Here is a 19,310-nt window from a genome sequence, read left to right as displayed (position 1 = left end):
AGATTATTACTGAGCAACCTTTACTGAAAATATGATTTAGGCGGTGAAAGAAGTGACTGAGTATATTTTAGAACTTGAGAACATAACAAAGGAATTTCCTGGAGTAAAAGCGTTAGATAATATTCGATTAAAAATTAAAAAAGGGTCTGTCCATGCCTTAATGGGTGAAAACGGTGCAGGAAAATCTACCTTAATGAAAATAATATTCGGTATCTATACCCCAGACAAAGGGACAATTAAGTTTAAAGGAAAGGAATTAAAAGTATCTGGTCCGAAAGAAGCCGTTAAAAACGGTATTTCAATGATTCACCAGGAATTAAGCCCAATCCCACACATGACGGTGGCAGAGAATATTTTTTTAGGTAGAGAGTATTCGTTTGGTAAAACAGGATGGGTTAACAATAAAAAAATGATAGAAGAGGTAAGGAAGTTATTTGAAACACTTAATATTAAAATTGACCCTAGCACCAAGATGAAGGACTTGAGCATCGCGAATATGCAAATGGTAGAGATCGCTACGGCAGTTTCATATAATGCTGATTTAATTATTATGGATGAACCGACATCAGCGATAACAGATAAAGAGGTTGAGCAATTATTTGGAATTATTCGTTCTTTGCAAGAAAAGGGAGTTTCTATCATTTATATTTCACATAAAATGGATGAGATTTTTCAAATTTGTGATGAATTAACGGTTTTTAGAGACGGACAATATATCGGAACGAAAGGTGCAAATGAATTAGATCAGGACATGTTAATTCAAATGATGGTCGGCAGAGAGATTAAACAAGTTTTTCATAAAGAAAAGGCAGAAATCAAAGAAGTTGTTTTAGAAGTTAAAAACTTAACTAAAAAAGGTAAGTTTAAAGATGTTAGTTTTGAATTAAAAAAAGGCGAAATTCTAGGAGTCGCTGGGCTAATGGGGTCAGGTAGAACAGAAGTAATTGAAAGTATATTCGGTATAGATCCTCCAGATTCTGGCGAGATTTACATATATGGTGAAAAAGTAAAGATGAAATCCCCACAAGAAGCGATCAAGCACAAGATGGCCCTATTAACAGAAGATCGGAAGTTAACGGGTGCCTTTCTCCCCATTTCCATTAAGGAAAATATGATTATCTCAAATATTAATCAGTTTTTACGGTTTGGATATATTAATAGAAAATTAATCAATGAAAAATGCAATGAACAGGTGAAGTTATTAAATATTAAAACACCACATATTAATCAGCTCATTATGAATTTGAGCGGTGGAAATCAACAGAAAGTGTTGTTGGCAAGATGGCTGTTAAATGATCCAGACATCCTTATTTTAGATGAACCGACAAGGGGTGTGGATGTCGGGGCTAAATCAGAAATTCACAAGCTGATGTCCAAATTAGCACAAGAAGGAAAAGCTATTATAATGATTTCGTCTGAAATGCCAGAAGTATTAGGAATGAGCGATCGAGTAATTGTTATGCATGAAGGGCAAAAAAAAGGAGAATTAGCACGAGAAGAAGCAAACCAGGAAAGAATCTTAGAACTAGCATATAGTTAGTGTTTATTAGAAAAATAATAGGGAGGGTTTTCATTTGAGTAATCCAATAAGTAGCCCAGTTTCACCAATTAAAGAAAGTAGCAATAAAAATGTCTGGCAAGATAAGGTGTTTCCGTTTCTTGGGAAGTATGGTATCGTCTTTATTTTGCTTGCGATGGTTATTCTTATGTCTTTTCTGTCACCCGCATTTCTTAAAACTCAGAATCTGCTAAATATCGTTCGTCAAATTTCCTTCATCGGTATTGTGGCAATGGGTGTCACAATCGTAATTATAACAACAGGGATTGACTTATCTTCTGGCTCTGTTATTGCTTTAACATCAGTAATGGTGGCAAGTTTTGCTCACCCAGGTGATTCACTTATAGGGGCATTAGCACTCGGTGTTGGAATCGGGATTGCGTGTGGAGGCATAAATGGAATCATTACCGCAAAAGGAAAGATACCGCCATTTATAGCAACTCTTGGGATGATGACTGCCGCGAGAGGCTTGGCTTTGTTGTACAGTGATGGGAGACCTGTCCCGGATTTATCTGAATCTTTCATGTTTTTAGGTAAAGGGGAAATTGCGGGCATTCCGTTCCCGATAATCGTGTTTCTTGCAATTGGTATCATTTCACATATTTTACTCAGCAAAACAAAGTTTGGTAAATACACCTATGCAATTGGTGGCAATGTTCATGCGGCTAAAATTTGTGGGATCAATGTGGATCGATACTTAATCTTAATTTATGCTTATGCAGGTTTGCTATCAGCTATTGCAGGGATGATGTTAACGGCAAGGGTTAGTGTAGGTCAGCCAAGCATGGGTATCTCTTTTGAGTTAGATGCTATCGCAGCTGCGGTGATTGGCGGAACAAGTCTTTCTGGCGGTGTTGGAACAATTCCTGGGACGATTATTGGTGCATTGATAATTGGTGTTTTGAATAATAGCTTAGATTTATTAGGGGTATCGTCTTATTGGCAGCAAATTTTAAAGGGCGCTATCATTGTAAGCGCTGTATTAATTGATTCTCGTAAAAATAAAAAAGCTTAACTTGATGAAATGGCTATTTGTAGAATCATTCGTGGGATCTGTGTATTAAGGTTTAAGCTGTCGTGATAACAAAAAAATTTAACATTCTTTGGTGGTGTTTGACATGACAATTAAAATTGCAGGAGCCCCTTGTTCCTGGGGCGTGGATGATCCTAAAAACCCCTATCTTCCGCCATGGGAGCGGGTATTACAAGAGGCATCACAAGCTGGTTATAAAGGCATTGAATTGGGACCCTATGGTTATATTCCAATGGACATCAAACGGGTACAATCAGAACTCTCAAAGAATAATCTGTCAATTATTGCTGGAACGATTTTTGATGATTTAGTAAGAGAATCAAACATGGAAAACTTATTGCATCAGGTGGATGATATCTGTTCACTGATTACCAAACTTCCGCCCTCGTCACAGGAAAATGGACAACACTTTTCAACCCCTTATTTGGTATTAATTGACTGGGGCCATGAAGAGAGGGATTATAATGCTGGCCACCCTGATAAAGCGAAGCGTTTATCTGCACTAGATTGGAATAATATGATGGCACACATTCGGACACTTGCAGAGCGAGCATGGACAAAATATGGAGTGCGATCTGTCATTCATCCTCATGCAGGTGGATATATTGAATTTGAAGACGAAATTAAGAAACTTTTGCAGGATATTCCGTATGATACGGCTGGACTTTGCCTCGATACGGGGCACCTGTATTACTCAAAAATGGATCCGGTGCAGTGGCTGAGAGACTGTGCAGATCGACTGGATTATGTCCACTTTAAGGATATTGATTTAGATATTTATCAGCAAGTGATGGGGGAGCATATTCGCTTTTTCGATGCTTGTGGCAAGGGTGTTATGTGCCCGATTGGGCAAGGTATTATTGACTATGATTCTATTAATAGAACACTGAAGGAAATTAATTATCATGGATATATCACAATTGAGCAAGAGCGTGATCCTAGAAATTCCGATACTAGTCTACGAGATGTTAGTCAGAGTATCGCCTATTTAAAAAGTGTTGGTTATTAAGCATAAAATAATAGATTCAACAGGGGGACTATGAATGATTAATGGTGAAAAAACGATAGGGAATCCAATCCGTTGGGCAATGGTAGGCGGTGGACGAGGAAGTCAAATTGGCTACATTCATCGTTCATCCGCACTTCGTGATCATAATTTTCAATTGGTTGCTGGTGCATTTGACATTGATCCCGAACGTGGTAAAGACTTTGGAATGAATATACATGTTGCTCCTGAGCGGTGTTATCCTGATTACATAACGATGTTTGAAGAAGAGAATAAACGTGAAGATGGCATTCAAGCTGTTTCTATTGCAACCCCAAATAGCACACACTTTGAAATCTGCAAGGCGGCGCTAAACGCTGGTTTACATGTAGTTTGTGAGAAACCGCTGTGTTTTACATCCGAACAGGCAAAAGAACTAGAAACTCTTGCAAAGAAGAGAAATCGTGTCGTTGGCATTACATACGGTTATTCAGGCCATCAGGCGATTGAACAGGCGAGACAGATGATCGCAAATGGAGATTTGGGTGAAATACGCATTGTTAACATGCAGTTTGCGCACGGTTTTCACTCTGGAGCTGTTGAATTGAATAATCCAAGCACGAAATGGCGTGTTGATCCAAAAGTTGCAGGCCCGAGTTATGTACTAGGTGATTTAGGAACACACACATTTTATTTGTCTGAGGTAATGATGCCAGAAATGAAAATTAAAAAACTGATGTGTACTCGCCAGAGCTTCGTTAAGAGCCGTGCACCACTGGAGGACAATGCCTATACCATAATGGAATATGATAACGGTGCCATTGGGACAGTGTGGTCTTCTTGTGTAAATGCTGGTTCCATGCATGGACAAAAGATCCGTGTCACCGGTTCTAAAGCTAGTATTGAATGGTGGGATGAGCAGCCTAATCAGCTTCGCTATGAAATACAGGGTAAACCAGCACAGATTTTAGAACGCGGAATGGACTATCTCTATCCGGAAGCATTAGCAGATGACCGCATTAGTGGCGGGCATACGGAGGGATTGTTTGAAGCATGGTCAAATCTGTATTCTCGTTTTGCGATGGCGATGGAAGCATTTGATCGTGGTGAAACCTTGAACGATATTTGGTATCCAGGAATTGAAGCTGGTGTGGAAGGTGTCCGTTGGATAGAGAACTGTGTCCGTTCCGCTGATAATGGTGCTGTATGGGTGGAGTATCAATAGTCATTGAAAATTATTTTTCAGCAAAAGGTTATTTTTATATAGTTAAAATTCACTAAAACGATTGATCCGAGGAGAACAAACAATGATTTATTCTCCTCGGTTCATTCTTCACTAAGGACTTCTTCATTTTTTTCATAGTGATTTTTTTATCTTTTCTGAATTGTAGAGGTGACAAACCCATTAAAGAACGAAATGTACGGCTAAAATGCCCTGCGGAATAAAAGGCCAATTGGTAACTGATTAATTCAATTGGCATATCTGTTTCCAGCAAAAGTCGTCTTGCTTCACGTATTCGAATACGAATGAGGTAATTCGAAGGTGACATTCCGTAAGTCTTTTTAAAACATTGGCTTAGGTAAGAACGATGTAAATTCAGCTCTTTAGCTAGATCCTCTATCTTAACTTTATTACTTAAATTCTTTTCAAGCCAGTTAGCTACTTCGTGAGCAATCTTTATTTGAGAGGGCGGTATATCACTGTCTTGTAGACGTTCTTTAGAAAGGAAATGTTGAGCTAAAACACTAATTAATTCGATTACTCTCGAATGAAGACGTAAGATACTAACAGCTGAATGCATGTTTTCAAGGTAATCCTCCTGCATTAAGTTAGGTGCTTTTTTTTGTGGCTTTATTTTAAACTCTTCAATGAAATTAGTAACCCAGTGAGTAATAGATTCCCGATCATTCACCATTTCCTCAGAAAAAATACGTGGATTCTTTACTAACTGAAATACAGAGTGGACTTCTTTCATCTCAATATCAAAGTGAAAGACTAAATATTCTGCTTCTATATGGGTTAAGGAGTGATGATACAAATCAGGTTTCACTAAAATAGCGTCACCAGGTTTTAATAAATAAACTTCACCATTGACCCATTGTTCGAATTCTCCGGAAATGCAGTAAATAAATTCAAAATAAGAGTGTTGATGATTTGGGTATGACCATCCTTTTTCAACTATATCTAATTGGATATCCATTATTCGTAACGCACTATATAAAGACGAAAGATTATAGAGGTTCATCTACTCTCACTCCTTTCTTCATTTAGTAACTGTTATTTATAGCCATCGTGTAAAAAAGCAGGATCATTTTTCGAAAGATAACCAAATGTTTTTCGGAAAATTACCAACATATAATCTAATTAAAACAAAAAAATATATTTTTTCCAATCTAAATGTAACAATTATGCAAAAACGTCTAACAGAACGGTATGTTTCTAGGGCTGGCTAAGTGATAACTTATTGTTAGAACATTAAATAATTGAATTCAAATTTGTTTAGGTCGATGAAGGGATAGATGAAGAATGACAGAGAATATTCGTGTAGCGGTTATCGGGTTAGGTCGACTTGGTTCGATCCACGCAGAAAATCTTGCTAATCATATTAACGGGGTGCAATTGCAATATGTTGTAGATCCATTTGAGGGTCGAGCGGAACAGGTAGCCAAAGAACTAGGAGTAGAACGATGGGCGAAAAATCCGATGGAAGTGCTTGAGGATCCTGACCTTGACGCAGTCATTATTGCAACACCTACCAAAACGCATGCGGAAATGGTAAAACTAGCTGCACTAAATAAGAAGCATATATTCGTAGAAAAACCCATTACCGAAACAATTGAGGAAACGACAGAAGTGATTGAAACAATCAAAGAAAATAATGTGCTCTGCCAAGTAGGCTTTATGAGAAGATTTCATCCCGCTTTCATAGAAGCGAAAAAGCGAATTGAAGCGGGAGATATCGGAAAGCCTATCTATTTCAAGGGATTTACTAGAGATAATCCTCCAGGTAAATATGCTATTTCTCCTCAAATTGAATTTCTAAAACATAGTGGAGGAATATTCTTGGATCTTGCTATCCATGATTTTGATATAGCTAGGTACCTGATGGGATCTGAAGTTACCACTGTATTATCTACGGGTAGTATTGTTGTAAACACTTTTATGGAAGAGTATGGCGATGTTGACCAAGCCATTACGTATTTACAATTTTCGTCTGGCGCAGCTGGCGATATCGAGTCAAGCCGAAATTCCCCGTATGGATTTGATATCGGCTGTGAAATAATCGGAACTGAAGGGGCCATTCAAATCCCTACAATTCGCCAACAGGAAGTTACTTTATTAGATGCGATGGGCAAACATGATTTGGGCCCTAATTTTCCTCCATCCTTAAATGAGGCATTTAAAATGGAGCTTAATGAGTTTGTTCATTCCATTATGAATTTAAGAGGTACGTCCTGCAATGAGATGGATGGGAAAGCAGCATTAGAAATTGCTGTGGCTGCCACTGAATCTTTCAAAACAGGTAAAAAGGTAAAGTTAAATTCTCTTAATCTTACAACTAAATAAGTTATTTAACGCTAGAAGAACAAATATTAAGGAGTTGATATAAATGACAAAATTAGTTCGTTGGGGAATCCTGAGTACCGCGCAAATTGCCCAAGAAGAATTATTACCTGCATTTATAGATGCCGCTAACGCAGAAGTCGTTGCCATCGCTAGTTCTAATCCGAAAGTAAAGGATATTTCAATGAAATTCGGAATTCCTGCTATTTACGAATCCTATGATGAATTGTTAGATGATCCAGCTATCGATGCTGTGTATATTCCGCTGCCAAATGCACTTCATTCGCAATGGGTAAAGAAAGCCGCAGAAAAAGGGAAGCATGTACTATGTGAGAAACCAGCAGCATTAACCGCAAATGAAGCGGAGGAAATGATAGAAGTATGTAAGAAAAACGGCGTTATTTTTATGGAAGCTTTTATGTATCAATTTCATCCGCAACACCAACGAGTAAAAGAAATAATTGCTTCAGGGGAAATTGGTGATGTGAAAATAATGAAGGTTAGCCTTTCATTTTTTCTTGAAAATCGGGCTGGGAATATCCGTATGAAAACGGAATTAGGCGGTGGCAGTCTGTATGATGTAGGGTGTTACTGTATTCACTCTATCAGAAATATTTTAGACGCTGAACCTAGAAGGGTTTTTGCCTCGAACCAAAAGGATCCTGAAGGTCAAGTGGATATGTCTGTAGCAGGGATAATGGAGTTTGAAAATGGTATTACTGCCTTATTCGATGCTGCCATGGATCGAACAAGGATCGATTATTATGAGATTATTGGTACACAAGGCAGCTTACGAGTGCCCAGAGCCTTTGTACCACAAATGTTTAATGGTGAAGCACCTATCGTGATCAATACAATGGATGGAATTCAGAGGGAGGAGAAGTTGATTGGACATCAATATGTCCTTGAAGTCGAATATTTCTCACAATGTGTGCTAGACGGGGGCATGCCTAACCAAATGGTGGAAAATACGGTTCGGAATTTGAAAGTGATCGATGCATGTTTTGAATCCATTGAAAAAGAAACATTCGTTAACGTATCTTCAGGTCATTCGATGATTTCAGGGCTGTAAATATAAATCAAGGGGATTGAGGGGACAATCTAGAGTCCTTTTCACTTCAAAACTCTTAGTTTCTTAGAAATAAAGTTTAACTAACGAACCCTAGTGGAAAAATATTAATTTAGCAGGGGAGTTTTTGATAACGATGCGACTTTGTCTTGTAACCGATTCTTTAGGGTCTCTATCTTTCAAAGAAATGCTTAATACATCTGCATCATTAGGCTATGAATCTTTAGAATTTGGATGTGGTAATTGGTCCGCGGTCCCTCATCTGGATGTAGATGAATTACTGGCAAGTTCTTTAAAAAGAGCGGATTTTGTAAATGCAATAAAAAATAAGGGACTTGAAATAGAAGCACTAAATTGTTCTGGAAATCAGTTAGCCCCAAATGAAGAAGGAAAAGAACATCAGGCAATAGTAGATAAAACATTCAGGCTTGCAGAGCTGTTAGGGGTAAAGAAAATTGTCATGATGTCCGGACTTCCCGGTGGAGGACCCGATGAAAAATTGCCAAACTGGATCACCACAAGCTGGCCTCCAGAAACGACGAAAATTCTGAACTGGCAGTGGAATGAAGTCGCCTTTCCATATTGGGAGAAAACGGTTAAACAAGCAAAAGAATATGGGATTGACAAGATTGCTTTAGAGAATCATGGGTGCCAATTAGTTTATAATCCAGCTACTTTGTTCCAATTAAGAAGCCAGGTTGGGGAAATGATTGGAATGAACCTTGATCCAAGCCACTTGTTTTGGATGGGTGGAGATCCCATTTTAGCGGCTAGGCATTTAGGGGATGCTATCTATCATATTCATGCAAAAGATGTGCGAGTTGAAAGAGGATTAGTTGGAATGGATGGCCTTCTTGATACAAAAACCACTGATCGTTTTTCTGATCGTACATGGAATTTTGTAGCTCTGGGATGTGGACACGATTCCCTTTGGTGGAGTGAATTCTTTTCTGTGGTTGGGATGATGGGTTACGATGGACCAATTAGTCTTGAAAATGAGGATCAAACAATGGATCAATTAACGGCGGTAAAGAAATCTACTAAACTCCTTAAAGAGACATTGCCTAGAGCGTTTGGTGCCTAACACCACTGTAATTTTGCGACATTACTATGATTTTAGATCGGTAGAGAATAAATTTCTCTTTATGAAGAGAACCAAGGTTTTAAATGCTTGGTTCCTTTTCTATTATCCTTTTTAAATATCCATTCCATGTGTATCAAACCAAAAAGTGTACACGAATAGTGCCTGACTCTAAAATTTAGAGTAATGCTGGTATATTTTAAGGCTAACCGGATGTGGGTGCTTATTAACTGCTACATTTAAACCTCGGAGGACAGGCACGCTGGCTTAAAAACTCTTCTAGCAAAAAAAATTCCGGCCTTGAAAAGCAGGGAAAACCGGTTATCATCAGTTAACACCATCAAAAATGCTCCATTGCAAAAGACAAAAATACTCGTTGACATAAATCTGAAAATTGTTTATTATTATTTTTGTAAGGGCTTTCCGCTATTACTTACTCTGGTTAATCGATTTCCTAACATTGGTTAATTTGTAGCGAATAATATTCCTTATGTGGGCACTTTGATTAATCGTTTAACCAATTATTTTTTTAAGAAAGTTTCCTAGTTTAGTAGTAGGCAATCCGTAGCAATCCGTATTCTGCACTACAATTGCTATAACTGTCACCAATGGTTAATCGATTAATCAAATTTGTAAGCGGTGTCTTCAGCTATTTCTAACTTTTAGCAAAGTTCTTTATTCAAATTAAAGGAGGTGAATGAGTAAAACAATTAGCATTAAAGAAGAACTTATGGAAATTTTAACTTGTCTTTTGATTACATTATTTTTCAAAAAAATATTGAATAGAGAAGGGGTACATATAAATGAAAAAAATATTTGTTATGTCATTCGCTTTTTTACTAAGCCTTGTTTTGTTAGTTGGATGTAATTCAGGGCCGACTTCAGCTCCGAAATCAAATGATGCTAAAGATAATGATGAGATAAAAGTTGCAATTATTTTGAAAACATTGTCAAATCCATTCTGGACAAAAATGGAAGAAGGTATTAAAGAAGAAGCTGAAGAACTTGGAGTAAAAGTTGAAATACTTGCAGCACAATCTGAAGATGACATGCAAGGTCAATTGAGAATGTTTGAAGACTTGCTAAATAAAGACTACGATGGAATCGGTTTTGCTCCTTTATCACCAGTAAACCTAATTCCTCAAGCGGTCAATGCATATAAAAAGGAAATACCAACAGTTAATATTGATGAAAAATTAGATATGGATGAGCTTGTGAAATCTGGCGGTAACGTGAACGCGTTTGTTACAACCGACAACGTACAAGTCGGTGAGCAAGCTGCAAACTTTATTGTAGAAAAGATTCAAAAAGGGCAAGTGGCGATCGTTGAAGGAAAATCCGGTAACGCTTCAGGTGAAGCAAGGAAAAATGGTGCAAAAGGTGTATTTGAATCAACAGATGGGATCGAACTAGTTGCTAGCCAACCAGCAGATTGGGATCGTAATAAAGCACTTGACGTTGTAACGAATATGATTCAAAGATATCCTGATTTAACTGCAATCTATGCTGCTAACGACACAATGGCCCTTGGTGCTCTTCAAGCTGTTATTAATGCAGGTAAGAAAGATCAAATTATTGTTGTCGGAACAGACGGTGCCCCAGAAGCAATTGACTCTGTGAAAGCTGGAAACCTAACTGCTACAATTGCACAAGATTCTGCTGAGATTGGAAAAGAGAGCTTAAGATTGCTTGTGAAGGCAATTAAAGATAATAAAGTACTATCCCTAGATGAAGCAGCAGAACTTGTCACGGTTCCTTCTTATGTTGTAAGTGAATAAGCTGAAAAATTAATTTAGGAAGTGTCTATCATGGATTACATGGTAAAAATGGAAAAAATCACGAAAGAGTTTTCTGGAATCCCTGCATTACAAGATGTAGATTTTAACCTGCTACCTGGTGAAGTTCATGTTTTGTTAGGAGAAAACGGGGCGGGGAAATCTACGCTAATGAAAATATTATGTGGGATTTATGAGCCTACTGAAGGTAGCATCATTATTCAAGGAAATAAATTTTCAAAGGTTACTCCGAAAGTGGCTGCTAGTAATGGAATTGGCATCATTTATCAAGAATTGAGTGTCATTGATGATTTGTCAATTGCTGAAAATATATTTGTTGGAAAAATTCCAACAAAGAAAACCTTTGGAATTTCAACCGTAGATTACGAGTATATGAAAACGACAACTACGAATCTATTAGAACGCGTTGGATTGAATCGACGCCCAGACGAAATCGTTGGTGAACTTTCAATTTCTGAAAAGCAGCAAGTGGAGATCGCAAAAGCACTTGCTGCTGACACGAAAGTATTGGTTATGGATGAACCGACATCGTCTCTAACAGATGGAGAAATTGAAAAATTATTTGAGATTATTCGCCAACTAAAAAGTGAGGGTGTAGGCATTGTCTACATCTCTCACAAATTAAAAGAAATCAAGATAATTGGTGACCGGATTACGATTCTTAAAGATGGAACATTCGTTGCAACGAAAGACTTAGCCACTACAGAAATTGATGAACTTATTACGTTAATGGTTGGCCGAGAGCTGCAATCAAGGTACCTCACTAAAAATCAGAGCCATAGCGGGAAAAATGAAGTTGTTTTTGAAGTGAAAAATTTAACAAGAAAAGATGAAAAAGTTAAAGATATTAGTTTTCAATTAAAGAAGGGTGAGATTTTAGGATTTGCAGGATTGATTGGTTCTGGACGTACAGAATTAATGAATGCAATCGTTGGGTCGGATCCTATGAAAACAGGTGAAATCACCTTAAATGGTAAATCCTTAAATTTAAAAAATCCATATGACGCAGTAAAAAATAAAATTGCTTATATTACTGAAAATCGAAGAGAAACTGGTTTTTTTCCAAATTTTGGAATTTGGAAAAACATCTCCATTTCGAATTTAATTAACGATTCAAAATTTGGAGGATTATCTGGTTTAGTGAAAAAAACTCAAGAAATGGAATGGGCTGAGCAACAGAAGAAAAACTTATCGATTAAGTGTTCCTCGGTTCACCAAAACATTACCGAGTTATCAGGTGGTAACCAACAAAAGGTTATCATTGGAAGATGGTTGGCAGCAGGATCAAGCTTATTCATTTTTGACGAACCAACAAGAGGAATTGATGTTGGAGCGAAAAGTGATATTTACAAAATTATGCGTGATCTAGCGGATAACGGTAAAGGTGTCTTAGTTGTTTCGTCAGAATTACCTGAATTGCTAGCGATTTGTGATCGAATTGCTGTGTTCCAAGAGGGTAAACTCAATGGCATCTTAACAAGTGATGAGGCTACCGAAGAGAAAATTATGGCGAAAGCAACATCTTAAGGAGAGGGAAGACATGCAGAACAAGTTTAATAAAATATGGCAGAACTATGGAACATTCGGAATTCTAGTGTTGATCATACTAGTCCTAGGAATCCTCTCACCGAAGTATTTTTTCACGGTATCGAATTTAACGCAAGTCATTTTACAAAGTTCGATTAATATTATCGTTGGTGCTGGTGAGTTCTTTACAATTTTAATAGCAGGAATTGACCTTTCAGTAGGTTCGATTATGGCGTTGACCGGAATGATTACCGCCAAATTGCTCGTAGCAGGAGTTCCCGTTGTACTTTCGATTATTATTGGTGGAATCATTGTAGGTGCTTTACTAGGATTTATCAATGGATTCCTCGTTGTAAAAACAAATTTGCATCCGTTTATTATTACTTTAGGAACATTATCGATTTTCAGAGGGTTAACACTTATTATTTCAGATGCTCGCCCTGTGTATGGATTGCCAAGTGAATTTACACAAGGGATTGCCGGTTGGCTTTGGTTTGTTCCAATTCCTGTAATCATTGCTATCCTTATAGCTTTAGTATTAACGTTTGTGACAAACAAAACACGGATGGGAAGAAATATTTACGCACTTGGCGGGAACTCGCAAGCTGCTTGGTTCTCAGGAATAAATATTAAGCTGCATACGATTGTTGTGTTCATAATTTCAGGAATTTGTGCGGGTATCGCAGGTGTTGTCTTAACTGCCAGAATTGGAGCGGCAGAACCACTTGCAGGAACTGGTTTCGAACTATTTGCAATTGCAGCAGCCATCATTGGTGGAACAAGCTTCTTTGGTGGGAAAGGTAAAATTATCGGTGTTGTCATGGGAGCACTTATTATTGGTGTTATCAATAATGGTTTGAACATTTTGAACGTATCTACTTACTATCAACAAATCGTAATGGGATCGCTTATTATCGGTGCTGTTGCATTGGATCGGTTATTTGGTGGAAAGAAAGCATAAGAGATAATAGAAAAAGTGAGGCTAAATCAACATGCAAAAATTTTCTCCGTCATTAATGTGTATGGATTTAACGAACTTTAAAGAGCAAGTAGAGATTTTAAATGAAAGAGCCGATTTTTACCATGTAGATATTATGGATGGACATTTTGTGAAAAATATTACGTTATCACCGTTTTTTATTCAAGAGTTAAAAAAAATCTCCACATTGCCGATTGATGCGCACTTAATGGTTGAAAAGCCGGAAGACTTTGTGGAAATGACGATTGATGCTGGAGCTGATTATATTAGTCTTCATGCGGAAACGATTAATGGAAAAGCTTTTAGAGCGATTCAAAAGATTAAAGAAAGAGGAAAGAAGTTCGGAGTTGTTTTAAATCCAGAAACGCCAATCGAAGCGATTGAGACATATATTCACCATATTGATAAATTAACGATCATGACTGTTGATCCAGGGTTTGCTGGACAAAAATATATTCCAGAAATGATAGAGAAAATCCAAAAGGCAAAACAGCTTAAAGAAGAGAATAACTATAAATATTTAATTACGATCGATGGTTCATGTAATAAAAATACATTTAAAGAACTCGTTGATGCTGGTGCTGAGGTGCTAATCATTGGTAGCTCGGGACTGTTTAATCTGGATAAAGATGTTGATAAAGCTTGGGATAAAATGATGGATACTTTTGGGAATGAAGTAAAGGATCTTATGCAAGGTTAAAGTCTCTCACCGACTAGAGTGAAGCAAATTTAGAGAGGAATCTTGACATGGACATTGAACAGCAAACATATGTAATTGGTGTAGATATTGGGGGAACTCATACAAGAATTGGAGCGGTTACTTCAGACGGAACACTTCATTTCTTTTTGAAAAGAAAGACAAAAGATATTGTAGATGTGAAGGATCCAATTGAATCGCTTAAACGTTTTTTATACGAATATATCGAATTATATGTTAGTGGAAAGAAAGTTCTTGCGGTTGGAATGGGCTTCCCGTCTGTAGTAAGCAAGGATAAAAAACGAATATTAACGACAACAACTATGGAATCGTTATGCAATGTGAATATCGTGGACCCATTGCAAGATTATTTAAAAATTCCAGTTTATATTGATAATGATGTAAATCATCTATTAAAATATGAAATTTCCAAACGAAATGTAATGAAGGACGACATCGTATTAGGGTTTTACATTGGAACAGGGTTTGGAAATGCAATTTATTTGCACGATCAGTTTTTAAGTGGGAAAAATGGGGCTGCTGCGGAATTAGGGCATATTCCAGTTTATCAAAATGGGGATGTGTGTGGCTGCGGGAATATTGGATGTGTAGAAGTAATCGCTTCAGGGAAAAGATTAGTTGCCCTTCATCAAGAGCATTTTTCCGATGTTCCGTTTGAAGAGATTTTCACTAAATGCGCTCATGAAAAAATTATTGAAGATTTTATTCATGCGTTGGCAATTCCGATTGCAACCGAGATTAATATATTCGATCCTCATCTTGTCATCCTTGGTGGGGGAGTCGTTGGAATGAAGAATTTTCCAAAGGAGCGGCTTGAGGAAAAAGTAATCCAATCGTGCAGGAGACCGTTTCCAGCCGGAGGGTTAAACTTTGAATACGCAGAAGACGTAAATGCAGCAGGAGTTCTCGGTGCAGCAAGTCATATTTACGATCAACTAAAGAGGGAAAACGTCATTAAGATCGGGTGAGCGATAAGGACCATTTGATTTTGTAATGATAGCGCTATATAATTTTATTTAAATGATAAAATAATATAGTGACGGGGCATGAGATCATGGATAAAAAAATCACCATCAAGAAAATCGCAGAACTTGCGGGGGTTTCAAGTGCAACTGTTTCAAAAGTGTTGAACAATACCGGGAGATACTCTGAGGAAACGAAGAAAAAGGTTCTTGATCTTGTTGATAAATATGATTATCGGCCAAATGCTGTTGCTAAAAGTTTAAGAACCCGTAAATCAAAAACGATAGGGGTTATTGTGCCGGACATTACAAATGAATTTTTTGCCCAAATAGTTTTGGCAATCGAAAATTATTGTGACCCAAAAGGATATTCAGTTTTTATTTGCAACTCTGCTGAGAACGAGGAAAAGGAACTGCAATATTTTAAGGATTTAGAGATTAAAGGAGTCGACGGTTTAATCTATTTATCAGGAAGTGACCAGCTTTTGCAAAATAGAACCCGGTTGCCGATTGTATGTATCGACCGGAAGCCAAAACTTCATCGTGTTTCGATTGTGACTTCTGATAATCATCGTGGCGGCTATTTAGCGGGTAAGGAGCTAATCGAAAAAGGTTGTGAAAACATCCTATTAATAAGAGACTATCGCAATGTGTTTTCAACTGAAGAAAGAATAAATGGTTATGTGAAAGCATTGGCTGAACACGGAATGGATGTAACAGAGGATAATATTTTAAAATTAGAAGTCGGTATTGACCAGGCAAAACAAGCAATCGAATCCTTAATAGAGAATGGGAAACTTTTGTATGATGGTATATTTGCGACAACGGATTGGCTTGCTTTCGGCGCATTTTTAGCATTAAATGAAAATAGAATCGAAGTACCAAACGATGTGAAAATCGTTGGCTATGACAATATTAGTATTGCAAAATACACATCTCTCACGTCAATTAATCAAAATAAAGAATTACTTGGGAAACGTGCTGCTGAAGAACTAATTGAGATGATTGATAGCGGTATTTTACATGCGAATAATATCATCAAGATACCAGTAGAGCTTGTTAAACGCGAATCAACTTTGTTAACGAGTAAAACACTATCTGATAAATAGGGTGTTCTTAATTGGAGCACCAATTATTCCCCTATGATTAATCGATTAATCAATGAAGCTGGAGGAACTAAAGATGAAAGTTGCAATTGCATGCGATCATACGGCATTACCAATGAAAGCGGAAATCATTCAAGAACTAGAAGAGTTAGGGATTGAATATGTGGACCTAGGTGCATTCACCGAAGAAAGAGTCCATTATCCGGACTATGCTTTAGCAGTTTCAGAAAAAGTAGTTTCAGGGGAAGTGGATCGCGGAATATTAATATGCGGAACAGGAATCGGGATGTCGATTATGGCAAATAAAGTGAAAGGCATTCGATGCGCTCATGTACAAGATACATTTAGCGCAAAATACACAAGACTGCACAATGACAGCAACGTACTAGCATTGGGTCAGCGTGTACTGGGTCATGGTTTAGCAAGAGAAATTGCAAAAATCTGGCTCGAAACCGAATACGAAGGTGGCCGACACCATATTCGTGTTCAAAAAATAGCTGACTACGAAAATTCGGTGTCAAGCACTGGGCAGGATGAAGTTAACCGATGTTCTGATGAATAGCCGCCAAGAGCCTAGAACTACACGATATATGTAGCGGTTCTTGTTGAAAAATAGCAGTCCTCGTGGATATTTAATCTCCGCGGGGACTTTTTGCGCAGTCCTATAGATAATAAAAACCAATCCAAGCGGAGTGACTTGTGTTTTGTTTTCCCATACCCATACTCCTAATAATATTGATTCTTACCTTCTAATTCATGAAATTCGAAAAGTGATTGTTTTTGCTGAAATATCTAAAGAATACCCCCTTCTGAGTTTAAAAATCCCTTTGTAAAATCATATTCTAGATAATTTAAACAAATACTACATTCGTTTATATGGATATGTTCCCAAAAAGGAGGTCTTTCTATTGACTAAACAGTTTTCTTTCTTTTTCCTCGTATTATTCGTCATTTTAGGACAGCTCTTTCCTTCACTAACATATGCAGCAAGGGAAAAAGATACTGTTCAGCTGCGTTTGCTTGAAACAACAGATTTGCATATGTACTTAGCTAATTATGATTATTATCAGACAAAAGAGGACGATAAAGTAGGTTTGGTAAAAACAGCCACCCTCATCAAACAAGCACGAAGTGAAGTGAAAAACTCGATGTTGTTTGATAATGGGGACGAGATCCAAGGTAATCCTTTAGGTGATTATGTTGCGAAAGTTGGTTTAAAAAGGGGCGAAGTACATCCTATCTATCGTGCTTTCAATATGTTGCGGTATGATGCCACAACATTAGGTAACCACGAATTTAATTATGGCTTAGATTTTCTAAAGCGTGCAATTAAAGGCGCAAAAATGCCTATTGTGAATGCAAATGTATACCATGCCAAAAAAGATAAACCTTATTTTGAACCTTATGCCATTTTTAATAAAAGGGTTGTAGATGATCACGGAAAAACACAAACAATCAAAGTAGGAGTTATTGGCTTTGTTCCCTCACAAATCATGGAATGGGATAAAGCCAATTTAGAAGGAAAAGTGGTAACAAAATCAATTGTGGAGTCAGCAAAAAAATGTGTTCCGATTATGAAAAAGAAAGGCGCCGATGTAATTGTTGCCCTTGCTCATACGGGAATAAGCGCCGAACCATATCAACCTGACATGGAAAATGCTGCTTACTATTTGACTCAAGTTAAAGGCATTGATGCTGTATTAACTGGGCATTCACATAATCTATTCCCCGGCCCTTTATATAAAGACTTACCTAATACAAATCTTGAACAAGGAACGATAAATGGGAAACCTGTTGTAATGGCTGGCGCATTCGGTAGCCATCTTGGCTTGATTGACCTGCAATTACAGAAGAAAAGTGGAAAATGGAGCGTAACCCGCAGTAAAAGTTCCGTTAGGCCGATCGCGGATGAAAATGGAAACTCTCTCGTTCAAACAGACGAGAAATTAATGAAAGCCATTTTACCAGAACATGAGGCAACTATTAAATATGTAAATCAACCGGTTGGTGAAACAACAGCGCCCATTTTCAGCTACTTTGCGCTCGTCCAAGATGATCCTTCTGTGCAAATTGTGAATAACGCGCAAACTGAATATTTAGTAGGCAAACTAAAAGACCCAGCCTATAGTAAGTATACAGGTATACCTGTTCTCTCAGCGGCAGCACCATTTAAAGCAGGTGGGCGTATGGGTCCGGATTACTATACGAATATTCCTTCTGGAACATTGGCGATAAAAAATGTCGCGGATTTGTATTTGTACCCGAATACGCCTCAGGCTGTATTGATTAAAGGGGCACAGCTCAAAGAATGGCTGGAAATGAGCGCTGGGCAATTTAATCAAATTGATCCATCTAGAGGTGGAGAGCAGCAGCTGATCAACCCTGATTTTAGATCCTATAATTTTGATATTATTGATGGAGTTCAATACCAAATCGATGTCACCAAGCCAGCCAAGTATGATCCAAAAGAGAAGTTAATTCATCCAGAATCAAGTCGAATCGTTAATCTAACTTATCAAGGTAAGCCCGTTATAGATGATCAAATGTTTATCGTCGCAACCAATAACTACCGAGCATCGAGTGCAAGTTTCCCTGGTGTCAGTAAGGGCGAAGTGATTCTGAAAGCACCTGATGAAAATCGCCAAATCATCACCAACTATATCCAGGAGAATAAAACAATAAACCCATCAGCCGACCAAAACTGGTCAATCGCGAAAATCAAAGGCAAAGCGAAAACTGTGTTTGAATCATCACCGAAAGCACAAGACTTCGTAAAGCAATTTAAAAACATAAAATATATTGGGCCATCTAGCGAAGGGTTTGCAACATTCTCACTTGATTTAACGTCTGAGGAATAGGTGGATGTTAAAGGGTTTCTTTAATTATTTCTTTAATAAAGGTCAAGGAAATTTATCCTTGGCCTTTTAAATT

At 37.6% G+C, this 19,310-nt stretch carries 16 protein-coding genes; 15 read left to right on the top strand and 1 reads right to left on the bottom strand.

Features of this window, described 5'->3' with window-relative positions:
• Positions 1 to 52: 52 nt before the first annotated feature.
• The 4 genes from BGM26_RS09730 (at position 53) to BGM26_RS09715 (ending at position 4,801) form a co-directional block, all read left to right on the top strand.
• The gene (locus tag BGM26_RS09730) at positions 53 to 1,540 is read left to right on the top strand and encodes a sugar ABC transporter ATP-binding protein (RefSeq protein WP_217039630.1); all 1,488 of its coding nucleotides are present in this window, start codon (positions 53 to 55) and stop codon (positions 1,538 to 1,540) included.
• Between the two features lie 67 nt (positions 1,541 to 1,607).
• On the top strand, positions 1,608 to 2,573 hold the full coding sequence (locus tag BGM26_RS09725) for an ABC transporter permease (RefSeq protein WP_367949331.1): 966 nt from the start codon (positions 1,608 to 1,610) through the stop codon (positions 2,571 to 2,573).
• Between the two features lie 103 nt (positions 2,574 to 2,676).
• Positions 2,677 to 3,600 (top strand): sugar phosphate isomerase/epimerase family protein, encoded by a 924-nt coding sequence (locus BGM26_RS09720; RefSeq protein WP_217039629.1) that lies wholly within the window; start codon positions 2,677 to 2,679, stop codon positions 3,598 to 3,600.
• 34 nt (positions 3,601 to 3,634) lie between these two features.
• Positions 3,635 to 4,801, top strand: a complete 1,167-nt coding sequence (locus BGM26_RS09715; RefSeq protein WP_217039628.1) for a Gfo/Idh/MocA family protein — start codon at positions 3,635 to 3,637, stop codon at positions 4,799 to 4,801.
• Between the two features lie 52 nt (positions 4,802 to 4,853).
• Here BGM26_RS09715 and BGM26_RS09710 read toward each other — a convergent pair whose 3' ends face one another.
• Positions 4,854 to 5,822: an AraC family transcriptional regulator gene (locus BGM26_RS09710; protein ID WP_217039627.1), complete on the bottom strand. Its 969-nt coding sequence runs from the start codon at positions 5,820 to 5,822 to the stop codon at positions 4,854 to 4,856.
• A gap of 281 nt (positions 5,823 to 6,103) precedes the next feature.
• On the opposite strand from BGM26_RS09710, the gene BGM26_RS09705 reads away from it, so the two are divergent.
• From BGM26_RS09705 to BGM26_RS09655, 11 genes are all read left to right on the top strand, one after another.
• Positions 6,104 to 7,144, top strand: a complete 1,041-nt coding sequence (locus BGM26_RS09705; RefSeq protein ID WP_217039626.1) for a Gfo/Idh/MocA family oxidoreductase — start codon at positions 6,104 to 6,106, stop codon at positions 7,142 to 7,144.
• 43 nt (positions 7,145 to 7,187) lie between these two features.
• A complete protein-coding gene (locus BGM26_RS09700) occupies positions 7,188 to 8,213 on the top strand; it encodes a Gfo/Idh/MocA family protein (protein WP_217039625.1) in 1,026 nt (341 codons plus the stop codon).
• 133 nt (positions 8,214 to 8,346) lie between these two features.
• Positions 8,347 to 9,294, top strand: a complete 948-nt coding sequence (locus BGM26_RS09695) for a sugar phosphate isomerase/epimerase family protein (protein ID WP_217040726.1) — start codon at positions 8,347 to 8,349, stop codon at positions 9,292 to 9,294.
• Positions 9,295 to 10,094: 800 nt separating this feature from the next.
• Positions 10,095 to 11,069 (top strand): D-allose transporter substrate-binding protein, encoded by a 975-nt coding sequence (alsB, locus tag BGM26_RS09690; RefSeq protein WP_217039624.1) that lies wholly within the window; start codon positions 10,095 to 10,097, stop codon positions 11,067 to 11,069.
• A 30-nt stretch (positions 11,070 to 11,099) separates the two neighbouring features.
• Entirely contained in the window at positions 11,100 to 12,614 is a 1,515-nt protein-coding gene (locus BGM26_RS09685) for a sugar ABC transporter ATP-binding protein (RefSeq protein WP_217039623.1), read from the top strand.
• Between the two features lie 13 nt (positions 12,615 to 12,627).
• The gene (gene alsC, locus BGM26_RS09680; protein ID WP_217039622.1) at positions 12,628 to 13,575 is read left to right on the top strand and encodes a D-allose ABC transporter permease; all 948 of its coding nucleotides are present in this window, start codon (positions 12,628 to 12,630) and stop codon (positions 13,573 to 13,575) included.
• Between the two features lie 31 nt (positions 13,576 to 13,606).
• Positions 13,607 to 14,293 carry a D-allulose 6-phosphate 3-epimerase gene (gene alsE / locus BGM26_RS09675; protein ID WP_217039621.1) on the top strand — a complete coding sequence of 229 codons (687 nt, stop codon included), beginning with the start codon at positions 13,607 to 13,609 and terminating at the stop codon, positions 14,291 to 14,293.
• Between the two features lie 47 nt (positions 14,294 to 14,340).
• Complete coding sequence (gene alsK / locus BGM26_RS09670; protein WP_217039620.1) at positions 14,341 to 15,279, top strand: allose kinase; 939 nt, start codon at positions 14,341 to 14,343, stop codon at positions 15,277 to 15,279.
• Positions 15,280 to 15,365: 86 nt separating this feature from the next.
• Entirely contained in the window at positions 15,366 to 16,382 is a 1,017-nt protein-coding gene (locus tag BGM26_RS09665; protein ID WP_217039619.1) for a LacI family DNA-binding transcriptional regulator, read from the top strand.
• A 73-nt stretch (positions 16,383 to 16,455) separates the two neighbouring features.
• A complete protein-coding gene (rpiB, locus tag BGM26_RS09660; protein WP_217039618.1) occupies positions 16,456 to 16,941 on the top strand; it encodes a ribose 5-phosphate isomerase B in 486 nt (161 codons plus the stop codon).
• Positions 16,942 to 17,287: 346 nt separating this feature from the next.
• On the top strand, positions 17,288 to 19,237 hold the full coding sequence (locus tag BGM26_RS09655) for a bifunctional 2',3'-cyclic-nucleotide 2'-phosphodiesterase/3'-nucleotidase (RefSeq protein ID WP_217039617.1): 1,950 nt from the start codon (positions 17,288 to 17,290) through the stop codon (positions 19,235 to 19,237).
• Positions 19,238 to 19,310: the final 73 nt, after the last annotated feature.

Origin of the sequence: Bacillus sp. FJAT-29790 (assembly GCF_019039215.1) — a bacterium.
In the GTDB taxonomy this organism is placed as follows: domain Bacteria; phylum Bacillota; class Bacilli; order Bacillales; family Cytobacillaceae; genus Cytobacillus.
The sequence above is the reverse complement of the archived record's forward strand: the minus strand, read 5'-3'. Positions and strand labels throughout refer to the sequence as shown.